The organism is Paenibacillus riograndensis SBR5, from assembly GCF_000981585.1.
GTDB lineage: Bacteria > Bacillota > Bacilli > Paenibacillales > Paenibacillaceae > Paenibacillus_AQ > Paenibacillus_AQ riograndensis.
This window is the reverse complement of record NZ_LN831776.1, coordinates 3,306,001-3,323,008: the sequence shown is the minus strand read 5'-3', so window position 1 is coordinate 3,323,008 and position 17,008 is coordinate 3,306,001. Positions and strand designations below refer to the sequence as shown.

At 52.7% G+C, this 17,008-nt stretch carries 19 protein-coding genes; 5 read left to right on the top strand and 14 right to left on the bottom strand.

Features of this window, described 5'->3' with window-relative positions:
• Positions 1 to 220: 220 nt before the first annotated feature.
• The 3 genes from PRIO_RS13630 to PRIO_RS13620 are packed head-to-tail and all read left to right on the top strand — an operon-like array spanning position 221 to position 2,700.
• Entirely contained in the window at positions 221 to 1,036 is an 816-nt protein-coding gene (locus PRIO_RS13630) for an ABC transporter ATP-binding protein (RefSeq protein WP_231869888.1), read from the top strand.
• 33 nt (positions 1,037 to 1,069) lie between these two features.
• The gene (locus tag PRIO_RS13625) at positions 1,070 to 1,900 is read left to right on the top strand and encodes an ABC transporter permease (protein WP_046502929.1); all 831 of its coding nucleotides are present in this window, start codon (positions 1,070 to 1,072) and stop codon (positions 1,898 to 1,900) included.
• A gap of 8 nt (positions 1,901 to 1,908) precedes the next feature.
• Positions 1,909 to 2,700 carry an ABC transporter permease gene (locus tag PRIO_RS13620; protein WP_020427571.1) on the top strand — a complete coding sequence of 264 codons (792 nt, stop codon included), beginning with the start codon at positions 1,909 to 1,911 and terminating at the stop codon, positions 2,698 to 2,700.
• A gap of 84 nt (positions 2,701 to 2,784) precedes the next feature.
• On the opposite strand, the gene PRIO_RS13615 is transcribed toward PRIO_RS13620, so the two are convergent.
• From PRIO_RS13615 to PRIO_RS13600, 4 genes are all read right to left on the bottom strand, one after another.
• Positions 2,785 to 3,228, bottom strand: a complete 444-nt coding sequence (locus tag PRIO_RS13615) for a GNAT family N-acetyltransferase (RefSeq protein ID WP_046502925.1) — start codon at positions 3,226 to 3,228, stop codon at positions 2,785 to 2,787.
• A 26-nt stretch (positions 3,229 to 3,254) separates the two neighbouring features.
• On the bottom strand, positions 3,255 to 3,800 hold the full coding sequence (locus tag PRIO_RS13610; protein WP_020427573.1) for an AAA family ATPase: 546 nt from the start codon (positions 3,798 to 3,800) through the stop codon (positions 3,255 to 3,257).
• A 112-nt stretch (positions 3,801 to 3,912) separates the two neighbouring features.
• On the bottom strand, positions 3,913 to 5,322 hold the full coding sequence (locus PRIO_RS13605) for an NAD-dependent malic enzyme (RefSeq protein ID WP_020427574.1): 1,410 nt from the start codon (positions 5,320 to 5,322) through the stop codon (positions 3,913 to 3,915).
• Positions 5,323 to 5,431: 109 nt separating this feature from the next.
• The gene (locus PRIO_RS13600) at positions 5,432 to 6,028 is read right to left on the bottom strand and encodes a TetR/AcrR family transcriptional regulator (RefSeq protein ID WP_020427575.1); all 597 of its coding nucleotides are present in this window, start codon (positions 6,026 to 6,028) and stop codon (positions 5,432 to 5,434) included.
• 120 nt (positions 6,029 to 6,148) lie between these two features.
• Between PRIO_RS13600 and PRIO_RS13595 the strand changes: the two genes are divergently transcribed.
• Entirely contained in the window at positions 6,149 to 7,141 is a 993-nt protein-coding gene (locus tag PRIO_RS13595; RefSeq protein WP_046502922.1) for an acrylyl-CoA reductase family protein, read from the top strand.
• Here PRIO_RS13595 and PRIO_RS36750 read toward each other — a convergent pair.
• The 4 genes from PRIO_RS36750 to PRIO_RS13575 all read right to left on the bottom strand — a co-directional run bounded on the left by PRIO_RS36750 (position 7,098) and on the right by PRIO_RS13575 (position 11,084).
• Positions 7,098 to 7,283, bottom strand: a complete 186-nt coding sequence (locus PRIO_RS36750; protein ID WP_231869887.1) for a winged helix-turn-helix domain-containing protein — start codon at positions 7,281 to 7,283, stop codon at positions 7,098 to 7,100. The two genes, PRIO_RS13595 and PRIO_RS36750, sit on opposite strands and share 44 nt — an antisense overlap.
• A gap of 26 nt (positions 7,284 to 7,309) precedes the next feature.
• Positions 7,310 to 7,630, bottom strand: coding sequence for a response regulator (locus tag PRIO_RS36745; protein ID WP_231869886.1), 321 nt, complete (start codon positions 7,628 to 7,630; stop codon positions 7,310 to 7,312).
• An 892-nt stretch (positions 7,631 to 8,522) separates the two neighbouring features.
• A complete protein-coding gene (locus tag PRIO_RS13580) occupies positions 8,523 to 9,260 on the bottom strand; it encodes a cupin domain-containing protein (RefSeq protein WP_046502916.1) in 738 nt (245 codons plus the stop codon).
• Between the two features lie 228 nt (positions 9,261 to 9,488).
• A complete protein-coding gene (locus PRIO_RS13575) occupies positions 9,489 to 11,084 on the bottom strand; it encodes a sensor domain-containing diguanylate cyclase (RefSeq protein ID WP_020434069.1) in 1,596 nt (531 codons plus the stop codon).
• Between the two features lie 231 nt (positions 11,085 to 11,315).
• Between PRIO_RS13575 and PRIO_RS13570 the strand changes: the two genes are divergently transcribed.
• Positions 11,316 to 12,182: an alpha/beta hydrolase gene (locus PRIO_RS13570; protein ID WP_020434068.1), complete on the top strand. Its 867-nt coding sequence runs from the start codon at positions 11,316 to 11,318 to the stop codon at positions 12,180 to 12,182.
• 216 nt (positions 12,183 to 12,398) lie between these two features.
• Here the strand turns inward: PRIO_RS13570 and PRIO_RS36060 are convergent, their stop codons facing one another.
• The 6 genes from PRIO_RS36060 to PRIO_RS13550 form a co-directional block, all read right to left on the bottom strand.
• On the bottom strand, positions 12,399 to 12,536 hold the full coding sequence (locus tag PRIO_RS36060; RefSeq protein WP_020434067.1) for a hypothetical protein: 138 nt from the start codon (positions 12,534 to 12,536) through the stop codon (positions 12,399 to 12,401).
• Positions 12,533 to 12,658: an SDR family NAD(P)-dependent oxidoreductase gene (locus PRIO_RS34820; protein ID WP_020434066.1), complete on the bottom strand. Its 126-nt coding sequence runs from the start codon at positions 12,656 to 12,658 to the stop codon at positions 12,533 to 12,535. Before PRIO_RS34820 ends, PRIO_RS36060 begins: the two co-directional genes overlap by 4 nt.
• On the bottom strand, positions 12,655 to 13,356 hold the full coding sequence (locus PRIO_RS33860; protein ID WP_020434065.1) for an HAD family hydrolase: 702 nt from the start codon (positions 13,354 to 13,356) through the stop codon (positions 12,655 to 12,657). Before PRIO_RS33860 ends, PRIO_RS34820 begins: the two co-directional genes overlap by 4 nt.
• 28 nt (positions 13,357 to 13,384) lie before the next feature.
• Positions 13,385 to 15,010, bottom strand: coding sequence for a glycoside hydrolase family 9 protein (locus PRIO_RS13560; RefSeq protein WP_046502912.1), 1,626 nt, complete (start codon positions 15,008 to 15,010; stop codon positions 13,385 to 13,387).
• A gap of 57 nt (positions 15,011 to 15,067) precedes the next feature.
• Complete coding sequence (locus tag PRIO_RS13555) at positions 15,068 to 15,805, bottom strand: GTP pyrophosphokinase (RefSeq protein WP_020434062.1); 738 nt, start codon at positions 15,803 to 15,805, stop codon at positions 15,068 to 15,070.
• Between the two features lie 144 nt (positions 15,806 to 15,949).
• A complete protein-coding gene (locus tag PRIO_RS13550) occupies positions 15,950 to 16,981 on the bottom strand; it encodes an HD-GYP domain-containing protein (RefSeq protein ID WP_020434061.1) in 1,032 nt (343 codons plus the stop codon).
• Positions 16,982 to 17,008: the final 27 nt, after the last annotated feature.

The window sequence follows — 17,008 nt, the reverse complement described above, 5'->3', positions numbered from 1 at the left end:
TTGAGACACATATGTAAAAAAAACTATGGTTTACTTGCGTTAACTATAAAATTAATATAGCACGGAAATGTCAAGATAGCAAGCATTTTTATGAAAAATGGAGTAATTTCATGTGATATCCCCTCCAATGCTACTCGGGTGGAACCACGGACGGGAGAATGCCATTTTATCTCAGCGGCCTGTAAATGTTATGATCTTCTGCACGAAGGAGGTGCACCAGATGCAAATTGTACTCAAAGATATCTGTAAAACCTTTAGGGTGTATAAACGGCCCGAGGGAAAATGGGGGCTGCTGAGGGGGGCTTTTATGCGCAATGTGACGCATGTGGAAGCGCTGGCTGGAATCGGCTTTGAGATTGCGGAAGGCGAGCTTGTGGGATACATCGGGCCTAACGGCGCAGGCAAATCCACTACAGTCAAGGTGATGAGCGGCATCCTCACCCCGGACAGCGGCGAATGCACCATTATGGGCAAGGTTCCATGGAAGAATCGTGTGGAGCATGTCTCCAAGATCGGCGTTGTGTTCGGGCAGCGGTCCCAGCTGTGGTGGGATGTGCCGGTCGCGGACTCTTTTGACGTGCTGAAGGATATTTACGCGATACCCGCCGGGGATTATAAAACAAGACTTACTGAGCTAACGGCAACCCTTGGGGTGGAAGCGCTTTTAAAAACACCTGTCAGACAGCTGTCCCTGGGGCAGCGGATGCGCTGCGAGCTGGTAGCCGCCCTTCTGCACCGGCCCAAAATCCTCTTCCTGGATGAGCCGACCATCGGGCTTGATGCCGTATCCAAGCTTGCGCTGCGCACCTTTTTAAAAGAAGAAAACCGCAATTACGGGGTAACCATGGTCTTGACCACCCATGATATGGATGACATTGAAGCGCTCTGCGAGCGGGTGATGGTCATCGGACATGGACAGCTGCTGTATGACGGGCGGCTTGGCGGCCTGCAGGAGAAGTATGCTCCCGAGGTAATTACGAAGGTAAATACGGATGCTATGATTGCAGCCATGTATAATGACCTGTCATTGGTTTAAGCGAAAGCTCACAAAACTTTCAGGAGGTGTGAAATGAATTTCCGGAGTACCTTCAAGGCTTGCATTTCCCTCTTCCGCATACGTATGGCCGAAGGATTGCAGTACCGCGCTTCCGCCATATCCGGCGTGTTCGTCAGCGTGTTCTGGGGACTGCTGGAATGCGTGCTGTTTACCGTGTTTTATACATACAGCGATAACGGAGCCTGGAATAACAACGGGCTTGCTTTACCGCAAACCATATCCTATGTGTGGCTCGCCCAAGGGCTGTTTGTGCTGCAAACAATGAGCATTGACAGTGAGATTATGGGTAAAATCAACAACGGCGATGTCGGAGTCGAGCTGTGCCGCCCCCTGAATCTGTACACACACTGGTTCGTCAAAAGCTCGGCGGGCAAGCTGGGCACCTCCTGGCTCCGCAGCCTTGCCACCATCCTGACCGGTCTTTTGATGCCTGCGGGTTACGCACTTGGTGCCCCGGCTTCCGCTCTTGGCTTTGCCTGTTTCCTGCTGTCTGTCGTGATGGCTTTTGTGCTGTGCTCCTCTTTTGCCATGTTCGTGACGGCGATAAGGCTGAATATCACCTGGGGTGACGGGCCTACGTATATGCTGCTGCTGTTCAGCGGAATCCTGTCCGGCACTTATCTTCCGCTCCGGCTCTGGCCTGACTTCATGCAGACCTTTCTCTATCTCCAGCCGTTTGGCGGGTTTGCGGATATCCCGGTTCAGCTGTATGTCGGCAGTCTGATGCCATCCGCCGCACTGCCTGCAATTGGCCTGCAGTTCTTTTGGAGTGCCGTCTTTATCGCGGCCGGACGAACCATCATGAACCATAAACTCCGAAGCATTATCGTACAGGGAGGGTGAACAGAAGGATGATCGCTGAAAGCAAAATCTATTTCAAATACTTGCGGATGCACCTGCTGTCGGGCATGGAATACAAAGGCTGGTGGCTGATGCTGATCCAGGTGCTGGTCGTGGTCATCTCGGACCCGATTGCGACTGTGCTGCTCTTCTCCCGCTTCGGCAACATTGGGGAATGGACGGTGGCCCATATTATTCTGGTCTATGCACTAGCGGTCGCTTCCTTTGGTCTGGCGGAGAGTCTGTGCCGGGGCTTCGATTATTTCCCCTGGCAGATGCTGCGCTCCGGCGACTTCGACAGGCTGCTGCTCCGCCCCCGCTCCCTCTTCGTTCAGGTGGCCGCCTCCAGGTTTCATCTGCACCGTCTGGTCCGCCCGGTTACGGGGATTTGCGCCATGGGCTGGGCACTCTCGGAGCTTGGGGTCTCCCTTACACCGGGGAAGCTTCTAGTCCTCGCCATGGCGCTGGCGGGAGGTTGTGTCATGTACTGCGGGGTATTCGTGCTTACCTCGGGGCTTGCGTTCTTTACCATCAAAGGCCTGGACTGGATCTATCTCCTGACCAATGCCAGCTACCAGATCACCCGTTGTCCCGAGCCTTACATGCCGAGAGCACTAAAAAGCATGTTCAGCTTTGTGCTGCCCATGCTTTTTATCAGCTTCTACCCTGCGGCCACGGTATGCGGCTGGGATTACCCGCAGTGGCTGGGATATCTCGCCCTTCCTGCCGGTGCGGCATTCCTGGGTTTTTCGCTGCTGGTCTGGCGTTTTGGGGTGAGGCATTATAAGAGTACGGGAAGCTGATATTCGAACAGGCGGGCTGTCCACCATTACTGTTGATATGTCAGAACACTGCAGCAGCAAGAGTGCCGGGACCGTAAGCTGCCCTCAATGCGAGCTCAGATGCTTACGGTATCCCTCCACCTTCTCTTCCCGGTAGCCCATCGCCTCATAAAAAATATGCGCTTCCTTCCGCTTCTCCCCGGAGACGAACATGATGTAGTAGCAGTCTCTTTCGTGAGCAATGGCTTCCAGGGCGGCTATCAGCTTTTTGCCGAGGCCCTGGCGCCGTGCCCGCGAAGAAACTACTACGTTTTCAATCACCATAAACGGACGGCAATCGCCAACAAGATCCTGGCAGATGATGCCCATCATCGAGCCCAGCAGCTCCCCGTCTACAAAAGCGCCTAACAGTATGTAACGGCTGTCCGCCTTCACCGACTGAAAGGCCGCTTCCAGCTTCTGCGGGTCCGTGGGGCCACCGATCAGCTCATCGTAGAGCCTGTTCAATGCGCCTAGTGATTCGAATTCAATTTCCTTAATAGTGACCATATGCAGTTATCCCGCTTTCTGTTGGTTTATTGGGTTATTTTAGCAGCATACTCCCGCAGTACAGCCTCCACACGCGCAGCCACGGTCATATCTTCTTCCAACCTTAACACAGGGCACTGTAAATGTGACATCCATTCCTCATGCAGCACCCGGCTTCTGACTTCCGGGCCTGCCGTATCATATAAAGCCGCCCACTCCATAAAAGTCTGCACCTCCTGATACATGCTGCCGCCAGGCAGACTGTCCGCACCATAACGTTCATTCTCCCTCATTCTCAGGCGTTCTAGCCGGATTTCCGGCGGAATCCACAAAAAAACAACCAGATCAAAGCGCGGACGCAGCCCGTCCCCCCATCCGCAGACCGCACCGGACAAAATATAAGGCTCTTGTTGATCAAGATCACGCTGGATCGTCCGCAATCTTTCAGTAAGCTCTGTCTGTTGAGTATATTTATGTTCCCAGAAATAATCATCGCTGTCCAAATGGACATGCGGCAAATGTCCGGCCAAAGCCCGCCCCAGGGTACTGGTTCCCGCTCCCGAAGCCCCCATGATATGAATTCTGCTGTACATATGTCCTCCTATGAATGAAACTCAGCTAAGTCAAAAAAAAGATACAGCGACACTTCTCACTGTACCCTTTTGCCGGCAAATATGATGTGAAAAACTTGTTGTTGTCCTTGTCTTACTCCGAAATATCAGGCGGAAGCCTGCGGGCCATACCTGTTGCGATTGCGGCCCGGATGACCGCCTCCCGTACGCCTTCAACCACTTTTTCATTAAAAATACTCGGGATGATATACTGCTCATTGAGCTCGTCCGGATGAACCACCGAAGCAATCGCCTGAGCCGCAGCCAGCTTCATTTCCAGATTGACCACCTTGGCCCTGCAGTCCAGCGCCCCGCGGAAAATCCCCGGAAAACAAAGCACATTATTGATCTGATTCGGATAATCGCTTCTTCCTGTCGCCACGACCCGGGCATAAGACTCGGCCAGCTCCGGTTCGATCTCGGGGGTCGGATTCGCCATGGCAAACACGATGTTGTCCTCCGCCATACTTTTTAGATGATCCTCGCTCAAAATGCCCCCACTGGATACCCCAATGAACACATCTGCCCCCTGCATCGCCTCCGTCAGCCCTCCGGTCAGCCCCTCGGGATTGGTGGCTTCGGCAAGCCAGCTCCACTCGGCATTGTCATACGTCTGTCCCTTGTGCAGAATGCCTGCCCGGTCAACCGCATACACCTTCCGTGCCCCCGCCGCCAGCAGCAGACGGCAGATCGACACACCCGCTGCCCCGATGCCAACCACGACGATCCGGCAATCCTCTAGCCTTTTGCCGACTACCTTCAGCGCATTCAAAAGACCGGCCAAAGCTACAACAGCCGTCCCATGCTGATCGTCATGAAACACCGGAATATCCAATTCAGCGGACAGCCGCCGTTCAATCTCGAAGCAGCGCGGAGAGCTGATGTCTTCCAGGTTGATGCCGCCAAGCCCAGCCGTAACCGCTTTCACAACACGGATAATTTCTTCCGGATCTTTGGTACCCAGGCATAACGGAAAAGCATCGATATCTGCCAATTGCTTGAACAGCATCGCCTTCCCTTCCATTACCGGCATCGCCGCTTCCGGACCGATATCGCCCAGCCCCAGCACTGCTGTGCCGTCGGTGACGACAGCTACCGTATTTCTTTTCATCGTAAGCGAATAGGCTCTGCCCGGGTCCTCAGCAATCGCCATGCAGACACGCGCCACACCCGGCGTATAGACCAGTGACAGATCTTCCCGGTTCTTGATCGGTATCTTGGGGGTAATCTCAATTTTGCCGCCGATATGGGCAAGAAAGGTCCGGTCCGATATATTGATAACCTTAATCCCCGGCATGTCCTTAAGCACCGTAATAATCTCTTCATTCGCAGCATCCTGCACATTGACCGTAATATCCCGTGTAGTCACATCCTTGCCTGCGCGTATCACGTCAATGGCCACGATATCGCCACCAACTGCAGCCAGTCTCGACGCCACATCTCCAAAGGTCGCAACTGACTTGCGGATTTCCAGCCGAATAATCATCGTTGTCGCAATCGACATAGAGCTAGCCTCCTTTTTCTGACCAATCTATGTCCAATATACTACAGTTCACATTTTATACATAATATTATTTGGTTTGCAGCACAACCTTCCCGTACTATCGGGACCTTCACACCCGCAGCACCTTCATCACCGCCTCATAGCACATTTCCTTATACGCGGCATGCAGCTCGTCGTCGTCTTTCATCAGCCACTGGATCAGGCAGCCGTCAATGATCGCACGGATCACAGGGGCTGTAGTGTCCGGGGCTAATTCCTTGGCAAAAATCCCTTCCTTCTGGCCCAGTGTCAGCACCTCCGTGCTGATCCGTGCACAGTTGTCATAGAAACGCTGATTGATCTCCCGGTACACCGGAATCCGGCTCGCTCTGGCCAGGAAATCCAGATATACCCGGTAAAAGGAACGGTTCTTCGCAGGTCCGGGGAATGCGGAATCAATGTAAGCCTTAAGCTTGCCTGCTGCTGTCTGCTGCTCCTGCACCGCTGCCTGCTCTTTGGCGGATATTTTGGCGGTCAGCCATTCCAGCAGCTCCACCAGGACCGCTTCCTTGTTGTCAAAATAATAATGCACAACCCCCTTGCTGACTTCTGCATGGTCTGCGATGGTCTGCAGGGTTACGGAGTCGTACCCCAGCTCGGACAACGCCTGAAAGGCAGCGAATAGAATCTGTTTGCGTTTCTCTTCCGATTTCTTGTAGCGTACCATAGGACCTCCACGATTTAGGGAATAATGTATATTATATCACAGAAAATAAAAAGTTGACCGGTCAGAATAAATAATATATAACTGATTTACATTACAGCTCGTCAAAAGGAGAGACCTTGCATGACAGAAACCTTTAAAGCATTGGTTGTGGACAAAGGGGAGACCTTTTCCGTGGCGGTCCAGCCGCTTTCGCTGGAGAAATTGCCTGCCGGAGAAGTACTGATCCGTGTGGCCTATTCCAGTGTGAACTATAAAGACGGACTCGCAAGTATCCCGAACGGGAACATCGTACGGAATTATCCGTTTATCCCTGGTATTGATCTGTCGGGAACAGTCGTCTCTTCCGCAGACCCGCGGTTCCACGAAGGGCAGGCTGTCATTGCCACCGGCTACGGCATCGGCGTCTCCCATTACGGCGGCTTCAGCGAGTATGCGCGCATCCCTGCCGGATGGGTCATGCCGCTGCCGGCAGGCCTAAGCCTGCGGGAAGCGATGATCTACGGGACGGCCGGTTTTACCGCTGCCATGTCCATCCAGGCACTGGAGGCTCACGGGGCTGCGCCGGATAAGGGCAAAGTGCTGGTCACCGGCGCAACCGGCGGGGTCGGCGGAACGGCGGTAGCCATGCTTGCCAAGAAAGGCTATCAGGTCACAGCCAGTACAGGCCAGGCAGATGCAGACAGCTATCTGAAGACGCTGGGAGCCGCCGAAATCATTTCGCGCGAAGAGGTCAGCGGGGGGTCCGGCAAGCCGCTCGACAAGCAGCTGTGGCAGGCGGCGGTTGATTCGGTCGGCGGCGCCCCGCTTGCTGCGCTGCTCAGCAAAATCGCCTACGGCGGCTCCGTTGCCGCCAGCGGCTTAACCGCCGGAACAGCGGTGCCGGCAACGGTCCTGCCTTTTATTCTGCGCGGTGTAAGCCTGCTGGGGATCGATACCGTCGCTTGTCCCATAGAGCAGCGCATTCAGATTTGGGAGCGGATGGCCTCTGATCTGAAGCCTGAGCGGCTGGACGCGCTTGTGGACCGCGAGGTTACTTTAACTGAGCTGCCTGCGGCTCTGGAGGATATCCTTACATCCAACACGCGGGGCCGCGTATTAGTCCGCTTGTCTTAACAGCAAAGCCACCCGCAGGAAGCCATCTGCGGGTGGCTGTGTTTTGGGGCAATAGCATCTCCCACACTTCTGCAAACAGCTCCTCCTTAGCGACGATCCGGTTCATGTTGCGTGCCAGATAGCAGAGGAGCTTGTACTCCATAGATGTGAATTTGACCTCTACGCCGTCTACCCGCACACGGGAAAGCGAGCAGTTGTCCGCACCTTCCCGAATTCCAGAATCTCCGGCGCTTCCACAGTATATTGGCCCCCATAACGTTTAAGCACAGCCCTCACCTTGGCGAGCAGCACACTGAGCGTGTACGGCTTATGGGTATAGTCATCCCCGCCTATGTTAAGAGCGATCAGAATATCATCATCACTGGAGCGTGCGCTGATGAACAGAATGGGCGCCTTCATCGTCTTCCTCAGCCTTTTGCACAGCTCAAAACCCGAGGTTTGGCCCAGATTAATATCCAGCAGAATCAATGACGGCTCATGCTCTAGCAAAAAGCGCTCACATTATTCTGCACCCGTAACATATTTCATCCGATTCCATTCTCCGTTATCTCAGTAGGTTAGACGCAGCAGCCACTCCCATAAGATACCATAAAAGCTTCGGACACAGTAACAAAAACGGCTGTGCCATCCTCCCCGGGACAGCGCAGCCGTCTTGGTCTAGCGTTACCTGGAGAACGACTCCCCATGAATCCTACGGCAACTTTTTAAGTGGAAAAAGGTACACTAATTTGCCGGAGTACCCTACCCTCGGGCAGATGAAGTGGAAAAAGGGACACTAATTCAGCCCGTTTCGCCATTGGACCAGAAAAGTACCCCAATTAAGTCTACTTTTTCCACTTCACTCTCAGGATTTCTTAATTTTCGGAAAAATAAGTTCCCTTTTTCCAACTAGCATCTGCGAAGAAGCCGGTAAAGACGGATCGCCCTATTCCTTCGCGATCGATCCGCAGCCGTTACGGACAGGAAAGCCGTTATGGATAGAAGATTCGGCTATTCCGCAGGACAACGGACTCAGATGTCTTTATTTGTCCCTTTCCCCTTTATTCCTGGCTCCAACGAACGATATAACGGCTTCTGAGTCCGTAACTGCTGAAAAAGTAAGATTTTTGGCAAAATAAGGTCTCCTCGGTCCGCGGATGGAGCCCCATCTGAGGCTTCCAAGATATCCACATTTTTCACACTGTATAATTTCCCCATACAATTGAAATAAGGGGTAAGTCGCATCCCCCAAAACATATAAATTTTAACAAAATCAACCAGACGGGTGAATAACGACACGGGAACACGGGGCTTACGGCCGCAGGGATTCCCACCGCTCCATAATCAACGGGGGCATGCTGAAGACGGATCGTTCTGGCAGATTTTCAGTCCGGGTTTAGGTTCACACATTCCCGGCCGGGTCAACCGCGGGTTGCAGGCCCGGATAAGGCTGAACATAAGGCTGCCCGTGGTACTGCTGGACATACGGCTGGCCGTAATAACCGTGCATCGGAGAAGGCTGATAGCCAAGAGGCTGCAGCATTTGCGGAGACTGCGGGTATGGATGTGGAGCCATATTATTAGGGTGAGCCGCATTTGCTCCGCCGGTCTTGCCGGGTTCGCAGCAGTCTGCTGGCGGTCCGATGAAGGTACCCGGCTTCACCGGCGCCAGCGTGTCCTTCACTTGGGCTTCATTGAGACAGTATGTGTGGGCAAGCACATTCGCCGGGGTAATCGTCAGGAGATCGGATCCCAGAATGACCTCTGGCACAGGGGCGTTGAAGATGGCCAGCAGATGGGTACAATCGACTGTAGCCACTTCATAGTGCCACCAGCCCTGGGGTACATTGGCCACCTGGCCCGGTGTAATGGGAAAATGCAGCAGCTCGTTCGTAAACGGATTGATCAGCGAGACGACAGCAGCACCCGAGATACAATAGACGAGTTCAGCGGAATTCTGGTGATAATGCGGTTCCACCACGTTCGACCGGCTGAGAAATATATCAAGAAGCGATGTATTTTCCAGTGTATTCAGCTCTTTGACCGACAAGGTATTGATATAATTGCAATCATCCTTCTTAAACGTTGTGTTTGAATTCACATCAAAGCTAAATTGGGTAGTGGGTGATTTGTAATCCATGTATAAAGTCACCTGAACGCCTTCCTTTCCGCCAATCCGTTTTTTATCGTTCCTGCGTTAGAATATGTATCCGCCCAGGCCCATGTGAATATTTTTTCTGCCGCACAAGCAGAAACGGGTACCGTCCTTATAAGGACGGTACCCGTTTAGAAGAATACTATATAGCACGAAGCATATAAATTACTATATTTGCAAAAAGGCACCTTCTTCAGCGGAAGATGCCTCAATTCACTCCTCAGCTATAACCGTCCGGTTCCTGCCCAGGCCTTTGGCCTTATACATTGCACGGTCCGCCTGCTGCAGCAGTTCCTCCAGAGAACTGCCGTGGCTCGGATAATGGGCGATTCCCTGGGAGGAGGTCACTTTTACCGTCTGTGAAACTACAGAGGTTTCCAGCGTTTTGCGGATTCGTTCCGCCACGGTATAAGCATCCGAAGCCTTGGTTCGCGGAAGAAGCACAACGAATTCCTCTCCGCCATAACGGCAGCAGACATCCCCCGGACGTATGCTCATTTTCAATATATCTGCAACCTGCTTCAGAACCTCATCTCCTGCCAGGTGGCCGTAGGTGTCATTCACAAATTTGAATTTATCGACATCAAGCACAATCACAGAAAACGAAAACTGCGCGGCAATCCACTGATTCATGGTAAGCTCAAGGGATCTGCGGTTGGCCAGGCCTGTCAAAAGATCCGTCATCGCTGCCTGGGTGAGCTGGTCTGTATGCTTCTGGATATTACTCCAGGCTATGGTGACCGCTTTGGTCAACAGGTCCGCCTCCCGGTTCCAGTGCGGCTTCAGTTCAGGCAGCTCTGCTTTTCCCTTGCCCACTCTGCTCATCAGATCAGCAAGCATGACAAAGGGCTGGGCTAATTGATGGGACAGGAGAACAGCAAGAAGCAGCAGAATCACAAAGGGAATCAACGTATAAGCAAGAGTAATACGGAGTTGGCTCCACAGCTCCTCCTGAATGAAGCTCACAGGGGATACTGCTACAATTCCCCATCCATTGGCCTGAACACTTGAATAGCCGGCCAGCATCCGGACCCCTCTTATGTTGAACGCCTCTCTCTGCCCGCTGTTGCCTTTCATCAATTCCTGGACAACTTCACTGCTGCTGACATCTTCGTTAATCCGTTCTTTGTCGGGATGGAACAGCAGATGCCCGCTGGAGCTGACAATATAATAATACGATCCGGAAGCGTCAATATCATTCGTGTTGCCAAAGATCATATTTAGGATATTGTTATCCTGCAGGTAGATTGTGCCGCCCAGCTGCCCGAGATAATGTTTATCCGGGTCATATACCGGCTCACTCATAAAAACGATCATTCTCCCCGTCGAAAGAGCGGTGTATGGCTCAGAGAGATATGGTTTTTTAAGACGAAGCGCTTCCACCGCCCAGGGGGACATAACCGGTTTGCCCTCCATTCCAAGCGTTGCCGGTGAGGTATTGCGGACGATTCCATCTGCCCCTACCAGAAGAATTGAATTAAAATAAGTGCTGCTCTTGCGCATCAATTCAAGGTAATCATTCACCTGCCCGGGTGACAGCTCATGGAGCTTGGACAGCTTGTCCGCGCTGTATTCCATACTGCTGCGCATGGAACGGAATAGAGAATCCATTGTCCGGCTCATGCGTTCGGCATTGGCCAGATTCAAATTCAGGGTCGTTTCTATGAGCGACTTTTTTTTTGAATGATATGAAGCGGTGAGCAGGATCGTCGAAGTCAGCAGAACCACCAGTGTGACCAGACCGATCAGCAGTAGGGTAAGACTGAGTTTTTTCTGTGGTCTTTGTCCTGCTCCTCCCAGTCTGGGCATTCCTTAACCTCCTTGTGCTCATGGGCGGCAGTTCTCGATGAAACGGAAGCCGCCTCTTTTAGAGGCCTGCGAAGCCGTTTCTACTTGATTATATATACGATTGGGGAAGAGAGTCCACCCGCAGTTTTTTTTACCAAAACCTTTGTCTGGCAAGCACATTTTTTGGAATGCATTGGGGCAGAATCTCAAGGTAATGACTTGACCAACCCACCTTCAGGAGGCTTCCGAAAAATGAAATGGATCAGAAACAAAACCTTGCCAACGCTCGCCATTTTCATGGCATTTCTTGTTCTTTTGACGGCACTGCCTTTTGGTGGAGCCGCAGCCGAAGCATCAGCATTAAAAAGCAAACCCGCACCTTCCGGAGCATTAACTTTTGTCCTCGTACACGGGGCCTGGGTGGATGCAAGCTTTTGGGATGGCATTGCGGCTGAGCTGCGGAAAATGGGACATACCGTCTACACGCCGGAGTATGCCGGGCATGGAGCGGATCCGGACAAAAATGTTACACACGAGCAGGAGACACAGTCTGTCGTTGATTTTATTAAGCAGAAGGATCTCCATCATATTATTTTGCTTGCACACAGCTTCGGAGGCACAGTCATCCAAAAAACAGCCGAACAAGTGCCCGACCGGTTGAAGCGGCTGGTGTTTTTTGATGCCTTCGCCCCGCTGGACGGACAGAGCGCAGCCGATCAATTTCCCCCTCCGGCAGCAGAGCTGTTCCTGGGACTCAGCAAGGCCTCGGGCAACAACACCATCATGCTTCCCTTTGACCTGTTCCGTGACACCTTCGTCAATACAGCTACATTGGAGCAGGCAAAGTTGCTCTATAAAAAGGTGATACCTGAACCGGCAGGCCCTCTGTTTCAGAAGCTGGACCTTAAGAAGTTCTACAGCCTGAAAACACCAAAAAGCTATCTGTATCTGACCGAGGATATCGCGATGCCCGAGCTCCCGTCCTATGGCTGGCATCCGGTTCAATCCGGCCATTTAGGAGTATACCGTTTCATTGAAGGCACCGGGGATCATATGGCCGCTCCCCATTATGCGCCCAAGGAGATTGCCGATAAAATCGTTCAGGCCAGCCGGGACTAAAGATTTACCGGAGCCCAAAACAGAGAAAAAGAGCAAGCGGCGGGAACAGATCCCGAATCCGCTTGCTCTTTTCAATTCACTGTGAATTATCAGCCGCTTCGGTTAATCCAAGAGGTGATCTGCGCAAGATGATAGCGGTTATGCCAGTTGTATCGCTGAATCGCCTGATCCAGAGTTCCCGGATCAGGCATATGAAGGCTCTATGAAATTTTCTCTTTAGAACACGCTGCGAACCCATCCGCCATCTGCACGCAGTGCTTCGGGAAACTGCTCCACCATTCTATCACAGCCCTGTTCATTTCCGGGATCAGCCACAGCCGGCAGCACCCTGGCTCCGGTATGCTTATGCTTCAATCCTGGACCACCGCGTTAACCTTGTCTTCCGAACGCCCGTTAATCAGCACCTCTGCGCCTTCACGCAGCAGAACCTCAGCAATTGCCCTGCCGATTGCGCCTGCTGATCCTGTAACGATCAAGCAGGCTCTGCAGGAGCACCCGGCTCAAGAATGGGATAAAGCTCTTCCAGATTGCTTACTGTATAATCCGGCTGCACAGTATGCTTCCAGCTTGATCCGGTCCGGTTGATCCAGCAGCTGCGGATTCCCGCTCTTGCCGCTCCCAGCACATCCGAGGCAGAGTCTCCAATATGAAGTATTTCCTCCGGCTGCACGCCGTAGTACGCGATAACCTCAGTGAACATCCGGTTCCGTCCGTCATTTTTGTAGGAGCCGTAATCTTCTGAAGTAAACAGCTTGATGGGATACTCCTTATAGAAATCCGGCAGCATCAGGGTATCCGTGTCGCTGACAATGCAGATCTGATACGCTTCAGAGATCTTCTGCAGGAAAGGCACGGTATCTGCATAGAGGCCGGACAGCCGGTGCTCGGCAAAGAGAATATCTACAGCTTCATGGCAATCAAAGCTCAGCAGATGCTCCTGGAACACCTTCTCAAAGCCCCTGCGGTATATTTCCTGACTGGTGCAAAAGCTCCCGGCATCCCGAATGGCTGCCGCCTGTGCAAAATAATGCGTTAACAGGGCCTGACCCAGCTCCAAAGCCCGCGCTTCGCTAAAATCCTGCTGCAGAATCGGCCTCCAGATGTGGTTCCTCCGGCCTTCAATGTTCACCAGGGTCTGGAACATGTCCAGGCTGATCACTTGGTAAGGGTTCACTGAAATTCGCTCCTTAGCAGACATTTCCTTAGACATTAAACCGGGCCGTCACAAACACGGCCGGAGAGTTCCAATAGATCGTGACCTCATTCGTGGAATAGCTGAGGTCATGATCGGCAAAGCACTGCGCGGCCGGCTTGCCTTGCAGATGCAGCGCAACATACTCATCATGCAGCCCGCGGTCGGGTCCGCCGGATACCATGCCGGGCACAGGGTCGGCAACACCATCCCCTACAGAGGGGCGGTGATGCGGGTGCATCACCGGACGGTCGCCGAACCCGGTCACATAGCTGATGTCCAGCACATTGCGGCCCATCAGATAATGCAGATGATCCAGCGCGCAATCAGCATAGGCTATGTTCCCGCTGAAATGCTCTGCCGCCAGCAGCAGCATGGCATTGTTCATCACCAGCATATTGCTGCCCCAGATATAATCTTCTTCCCGCAGGGAAATCCGGTATCCGTCGTCCCGGCTCAGCCGTACCAGCCGGTCAGCTTCAGCAAGCAGCCCCTGCTTCAGCGAAGCATACAACGCCGTCTGAGCAGCGGATTCCCCGCTCAGAAGATACGCCAGCGTGCCGTAGCCGCCCATATCTGCCCAGCCCAGGCTGTATTTCGGGAACGGCTGCTTCGCCAGCGCCTGAGCCGCCTCGTGATAGACTTCCCTGCCGGTAGCACGGTAAAGTTCTGCGGCTGCCCAGAACCGCTCGTCCTGATCATTCCCGTCTCCGTATTCACCCGTAGTTATTCCCGGCGGATTAGTGAAACCAGAAACCCCGGGATGCTGCTCCAGCCAAGTCCAGGCGGCCTGCGCCGCCGCCAGGCACCGGCGTGCATAAGCCTGATCATATGGCTCATAGACTCTTGCCGCCATCGCCATCACCCCGGCAAAGTCGCCCGTAGCAGCCGCCGATACCGGTGAGATATACAGCTCCGCAGTATCGTCCTCCGGCATCACATCAAGGCCGGGGAAGCTCAGTGTCGTCAGCTTGTGGTACACTCCGCCTGTACCGGCTTCCTGCATCTTGAGCAGCCAATCCAGCTCCACCCTGCACTCCAGCAGTACATCCGGCGTCCTGCCGTCGCTCTCCGGCAGCGGAACCGCAGCGGCAAAAGCTGCCGGATACAGCTCATAGGCCAACAGCAGATCGGCAATAGCCTTGGCGCCGGGGCCGGAGTATTTGCCGTAATCGCCGGCATCATGCCAGCCTCCGCAGCAATCGAGGCGCTTCTCCGGCTGCCCGTGCACGATGCCTTCTGCCGTATGGCATGGACCGTGTGCCCACGGACCAGCATATTCCCCGGTCAGCTCCACACCGCAGCGGAAATAATAAAAGGCTTTCAAAAGTCCCTGCTGCAGCTCCTGATAGGGCTTGTTGGCAATCACAAAGGAAGCGGATACTGCTCCGTCTTCCCCTTCAACGTAATATCTCCCTGCGGTTCGGACTTCCGAGAAATCAGCCGTTTGGGCCTTGGCACCGCTGGGCTTATCCAGCACGGCAGCGCCGGACTTCCCGGCATACACCACAGTCCCTGTCTCTTCATGGATTACCCGGAAATTCTGCCCTTCCCCATTGATAACGGCGATCTTGACTCCTTCTGTGGAATAGCCGATTTGATTGACGGTTATGCTGCGAAGATCAGGCGTGCTCAAAGCTCATCTCTCCTCCACTTTACTGATTTTCAAAAAAACCTCTATGTATTACCTCCTTTATTCACCTAACAGCTTGATGAAATTCGCCGGCAGATTAAACTGCTGGTTGTTGATCATGATCCGGCGGAGCTCTACATCGGTATCGTCGCCCTGGGCATCCTTAATCTCCTTAATTTCACGGTGCAGGCGCTCCATCTGCAGATCCAGCTCATACGCCTTGTCGGCGGCATTCTTCAATTCGCGGGTCAGGTGCTCAGGAACGGACTGGCTGTATTTATAAAAGATTTTGTGCTCCAGACTGGCCCAGAAATCCATGGCAATGGTACGGATCTGCACCTCTACACAGACATGCTCCTGGCAGTCCGACAAAAACACCGGAACCTCGACCAGCAGATGCAGGCTCTGATAGCCATTCGGCTTGGGATGCTTGATGTAATCCTTCACGCCCAGCACCTTCAGATCATCCTGCTTCTGCAGCATGGCGCTGACCTGATAAATGTCGGAGATAAAAGAGCAGGTAATCCGCAATCCGGCGATATCCTTAATAGTGGCTCTGATCGCAGGCAGCGACAGCTCGTTGTTTTTGCGCAGCATTTTGTTCATAATGCTCTCAGGGGATTTGATCCGCGATTTCGTATGCTCGATCGGGCTGTAGTCATGGAGCATCTGGAATTCCTGCTTCAGGATTTCAATTTTGGTCTCCATTTCCTCCAGTGCGAACTTGTAAATCATCATAAAACGGGTCAATTCATATTTAAGCTGCTTGAATTTTTCGATCTGATCTTGGGTGCTCATACTCATGTCTCCTATCTTAATCTTTCATTCATCATAGCCAATCTATTAGACGAATTCAAATTCCCCGCATACAAAAAGGCTATCCCGGACGTCCGTTATGCAACGAACGGGATAACCTTATGCCTGATCTCATAGCTGCTTGATTTACATAATGATTTCTTCAACTGACAAGCTGCGCTCACGCGAGAGGTCTTTGAACACATTATCGACTTTAACCAGCGGCCTGAACATATCCAGCGGGTTATTCATCACAATCGTCCCGATTTCCCCATTGGAGAGTTGAACATTTTTGCCTACAAAGCCCGGCAGCAGATGTCCGGTAAGTGCTTGTACCACTGTTCCGTTCAGCTTGCCAAAGCCCATTTCATGCACCTTGCGCAGTACAGCAACCAACCCTTGCTTCGGCTGGTTCAGCCGGGAGGTGGTCAATCCCATGTAAATATTCGCCACCGTGACAATCTCCGTGTACGGATGAATCCCGCTTTTAAGGATCTGGTTCGGATAACCTGTTCCATCCTCAAATTCATGATGCTGCAGCGCCACAAGTGCCGTCTTCTCATCCATCTTCGAACCGCGGATAATCTCATACCCGAAGGTTGTATGCCGTTTCAGTTCTTCCTCTTCAGCAGGTGTCAGGATTCCGGCTTTGTTCAAGATAGACAACGGCACCTGGCTTTTGCCGATATCATGCAGATAGCCTGCACGGCTGATCTCGTACCGTTCCTCTTTGGAATGACCCATCCAGGCAGCAATATAATACGACAGCAGGCCGACCTGCAGGGAATGGTGATATGTATCAATGTCGTCGCGTTCGAGCAGCAGCAGCAAAGATACGACATCTTTCTGCGTATCCAGCGTTTCCAGCAGCGGCTGCAGTGTATCATCCACCATGGATTGAGTGAACGTGCCTTGGGCCAATGCCTCCAGGAAAATCGATTCGTAATTCTGGATCGCATGGTCGAAGTTGTCATTCAGACTGTGGCCGAGTCCACTGTCTTCGGCATGACTTGCGGTGCGCGGCTCAATATCCACGTATTCGATCTTGTGCCGGAGCAGGATGGTGATTTCCTCACGCTGAACTACCGTTCTTTTGGGAAGAACGTGCAGACCCACACTATTGAAAGTGTCTGTCAGAAGACAGTCGCCGTGTTTAAGATCAGTGACATGAACTTTCAAGTCTCAGCACCCCTTTTTTTATGTATA

What these genes read in the sequence shown, in the direction of transcription:
- PRIO_RS13630 (WP_231869888.1), top strand. Translation starts at nt 221, where the DNA reads ATGCAAATTGTACTCAAAGATATCTGTAAAACCTTTAGGGTGTATAAA.
- PRIO_RS13625 (WP_046502929.1), top strand. Translation starts at nt 1,070, where the DNA reads ATGAATTTCCGGAGTACCTTCAAGGCTTGCATTTCCCTCTTCCGCATA.
- PRIO_RS13620 (WP_020427571.1), top strand. Translation starts at nt 1,909, where the DNA reads ATGATCGCTGAAAGCAAAATCTATTTCAAATACTTGCGGATGCACCTG.
- PRIO_RS13615 (WP_046502925.1), bottom strand. Translation starts at nt 3,228, where the DNA reads ATGGTCACTATTAAGGAAATTGAATTCGAATCACTAGGCGCATTGAAC.
- PRIO_RS13610 (WP_020427573.1), bottom strand. Translation starts at nt 3,800, where the DNA reads ATGTACAGCAGAATTCATATCATGGGGGCTTCGGGAGCGGGAACCAGT.
- PRIO_RS13605 (WP_020427574.1), bottom strand. Translation starts at nt 5,322, where the DNA reads ATGTCGATTGCGACAACGATGATTATTCGGCTGGAAATCCGCAAGTCA.
- PRIO_RS13600 (WP_020427575.1), bottom strand. Translation starts at nt 6,028, where the DNA reads ATGGTACGCTACAAGAAATCGGAAGAGAAACGCAAACAGATTCTATTC.
- PRIO_RS13595 (WP_046502922.1), top strand. Translation starts at nt 6,149, where the DNA reads ATGACAGAAACCTTTAAAGCATTGGTTGTGGACAAAGGGGAGACCTTT.
- PRIO_RS36750 (WP_231869887.1), bottom strand. Translation starts at nt 7,283, where the DNA reads ATGGAGTACAAGCTCCTCTGCTATCTGGCACGCAACATGAACCGGATC.
- PRIO_RS13580 (WP_046502916.1), bottom strand. Translation starts at nt 9,260, where the DNA reads ATGGATTACAAATCACCCACTACCCAATTTAGCTTTGATGTGAATTCA.
- PRIO_RS13575 (WP_020434069.1), bottom strand. Translation starts at nt 11,084, where the DNA reads ATGCCCAGACTGGGAGGAGCAGGACAAAGACCACAGAAAAAACTCAGT.
- PRIO_RS13570 (WP_020434068.1), top strand. Translation starts at nt 11,316, where the DNA reads ATGAAATGGATCAGAAACAAAACCTTGCCAACGCTCGCCATTTTCATG.
- PRIO_RS13555 (WP_020434062.1), bottom strand. Translation starts at nt 15,805, where the DNA reads ATGAGCACCCAAGATCAGATCGAAAAATTCAAGCAGCTTAAATATGAA.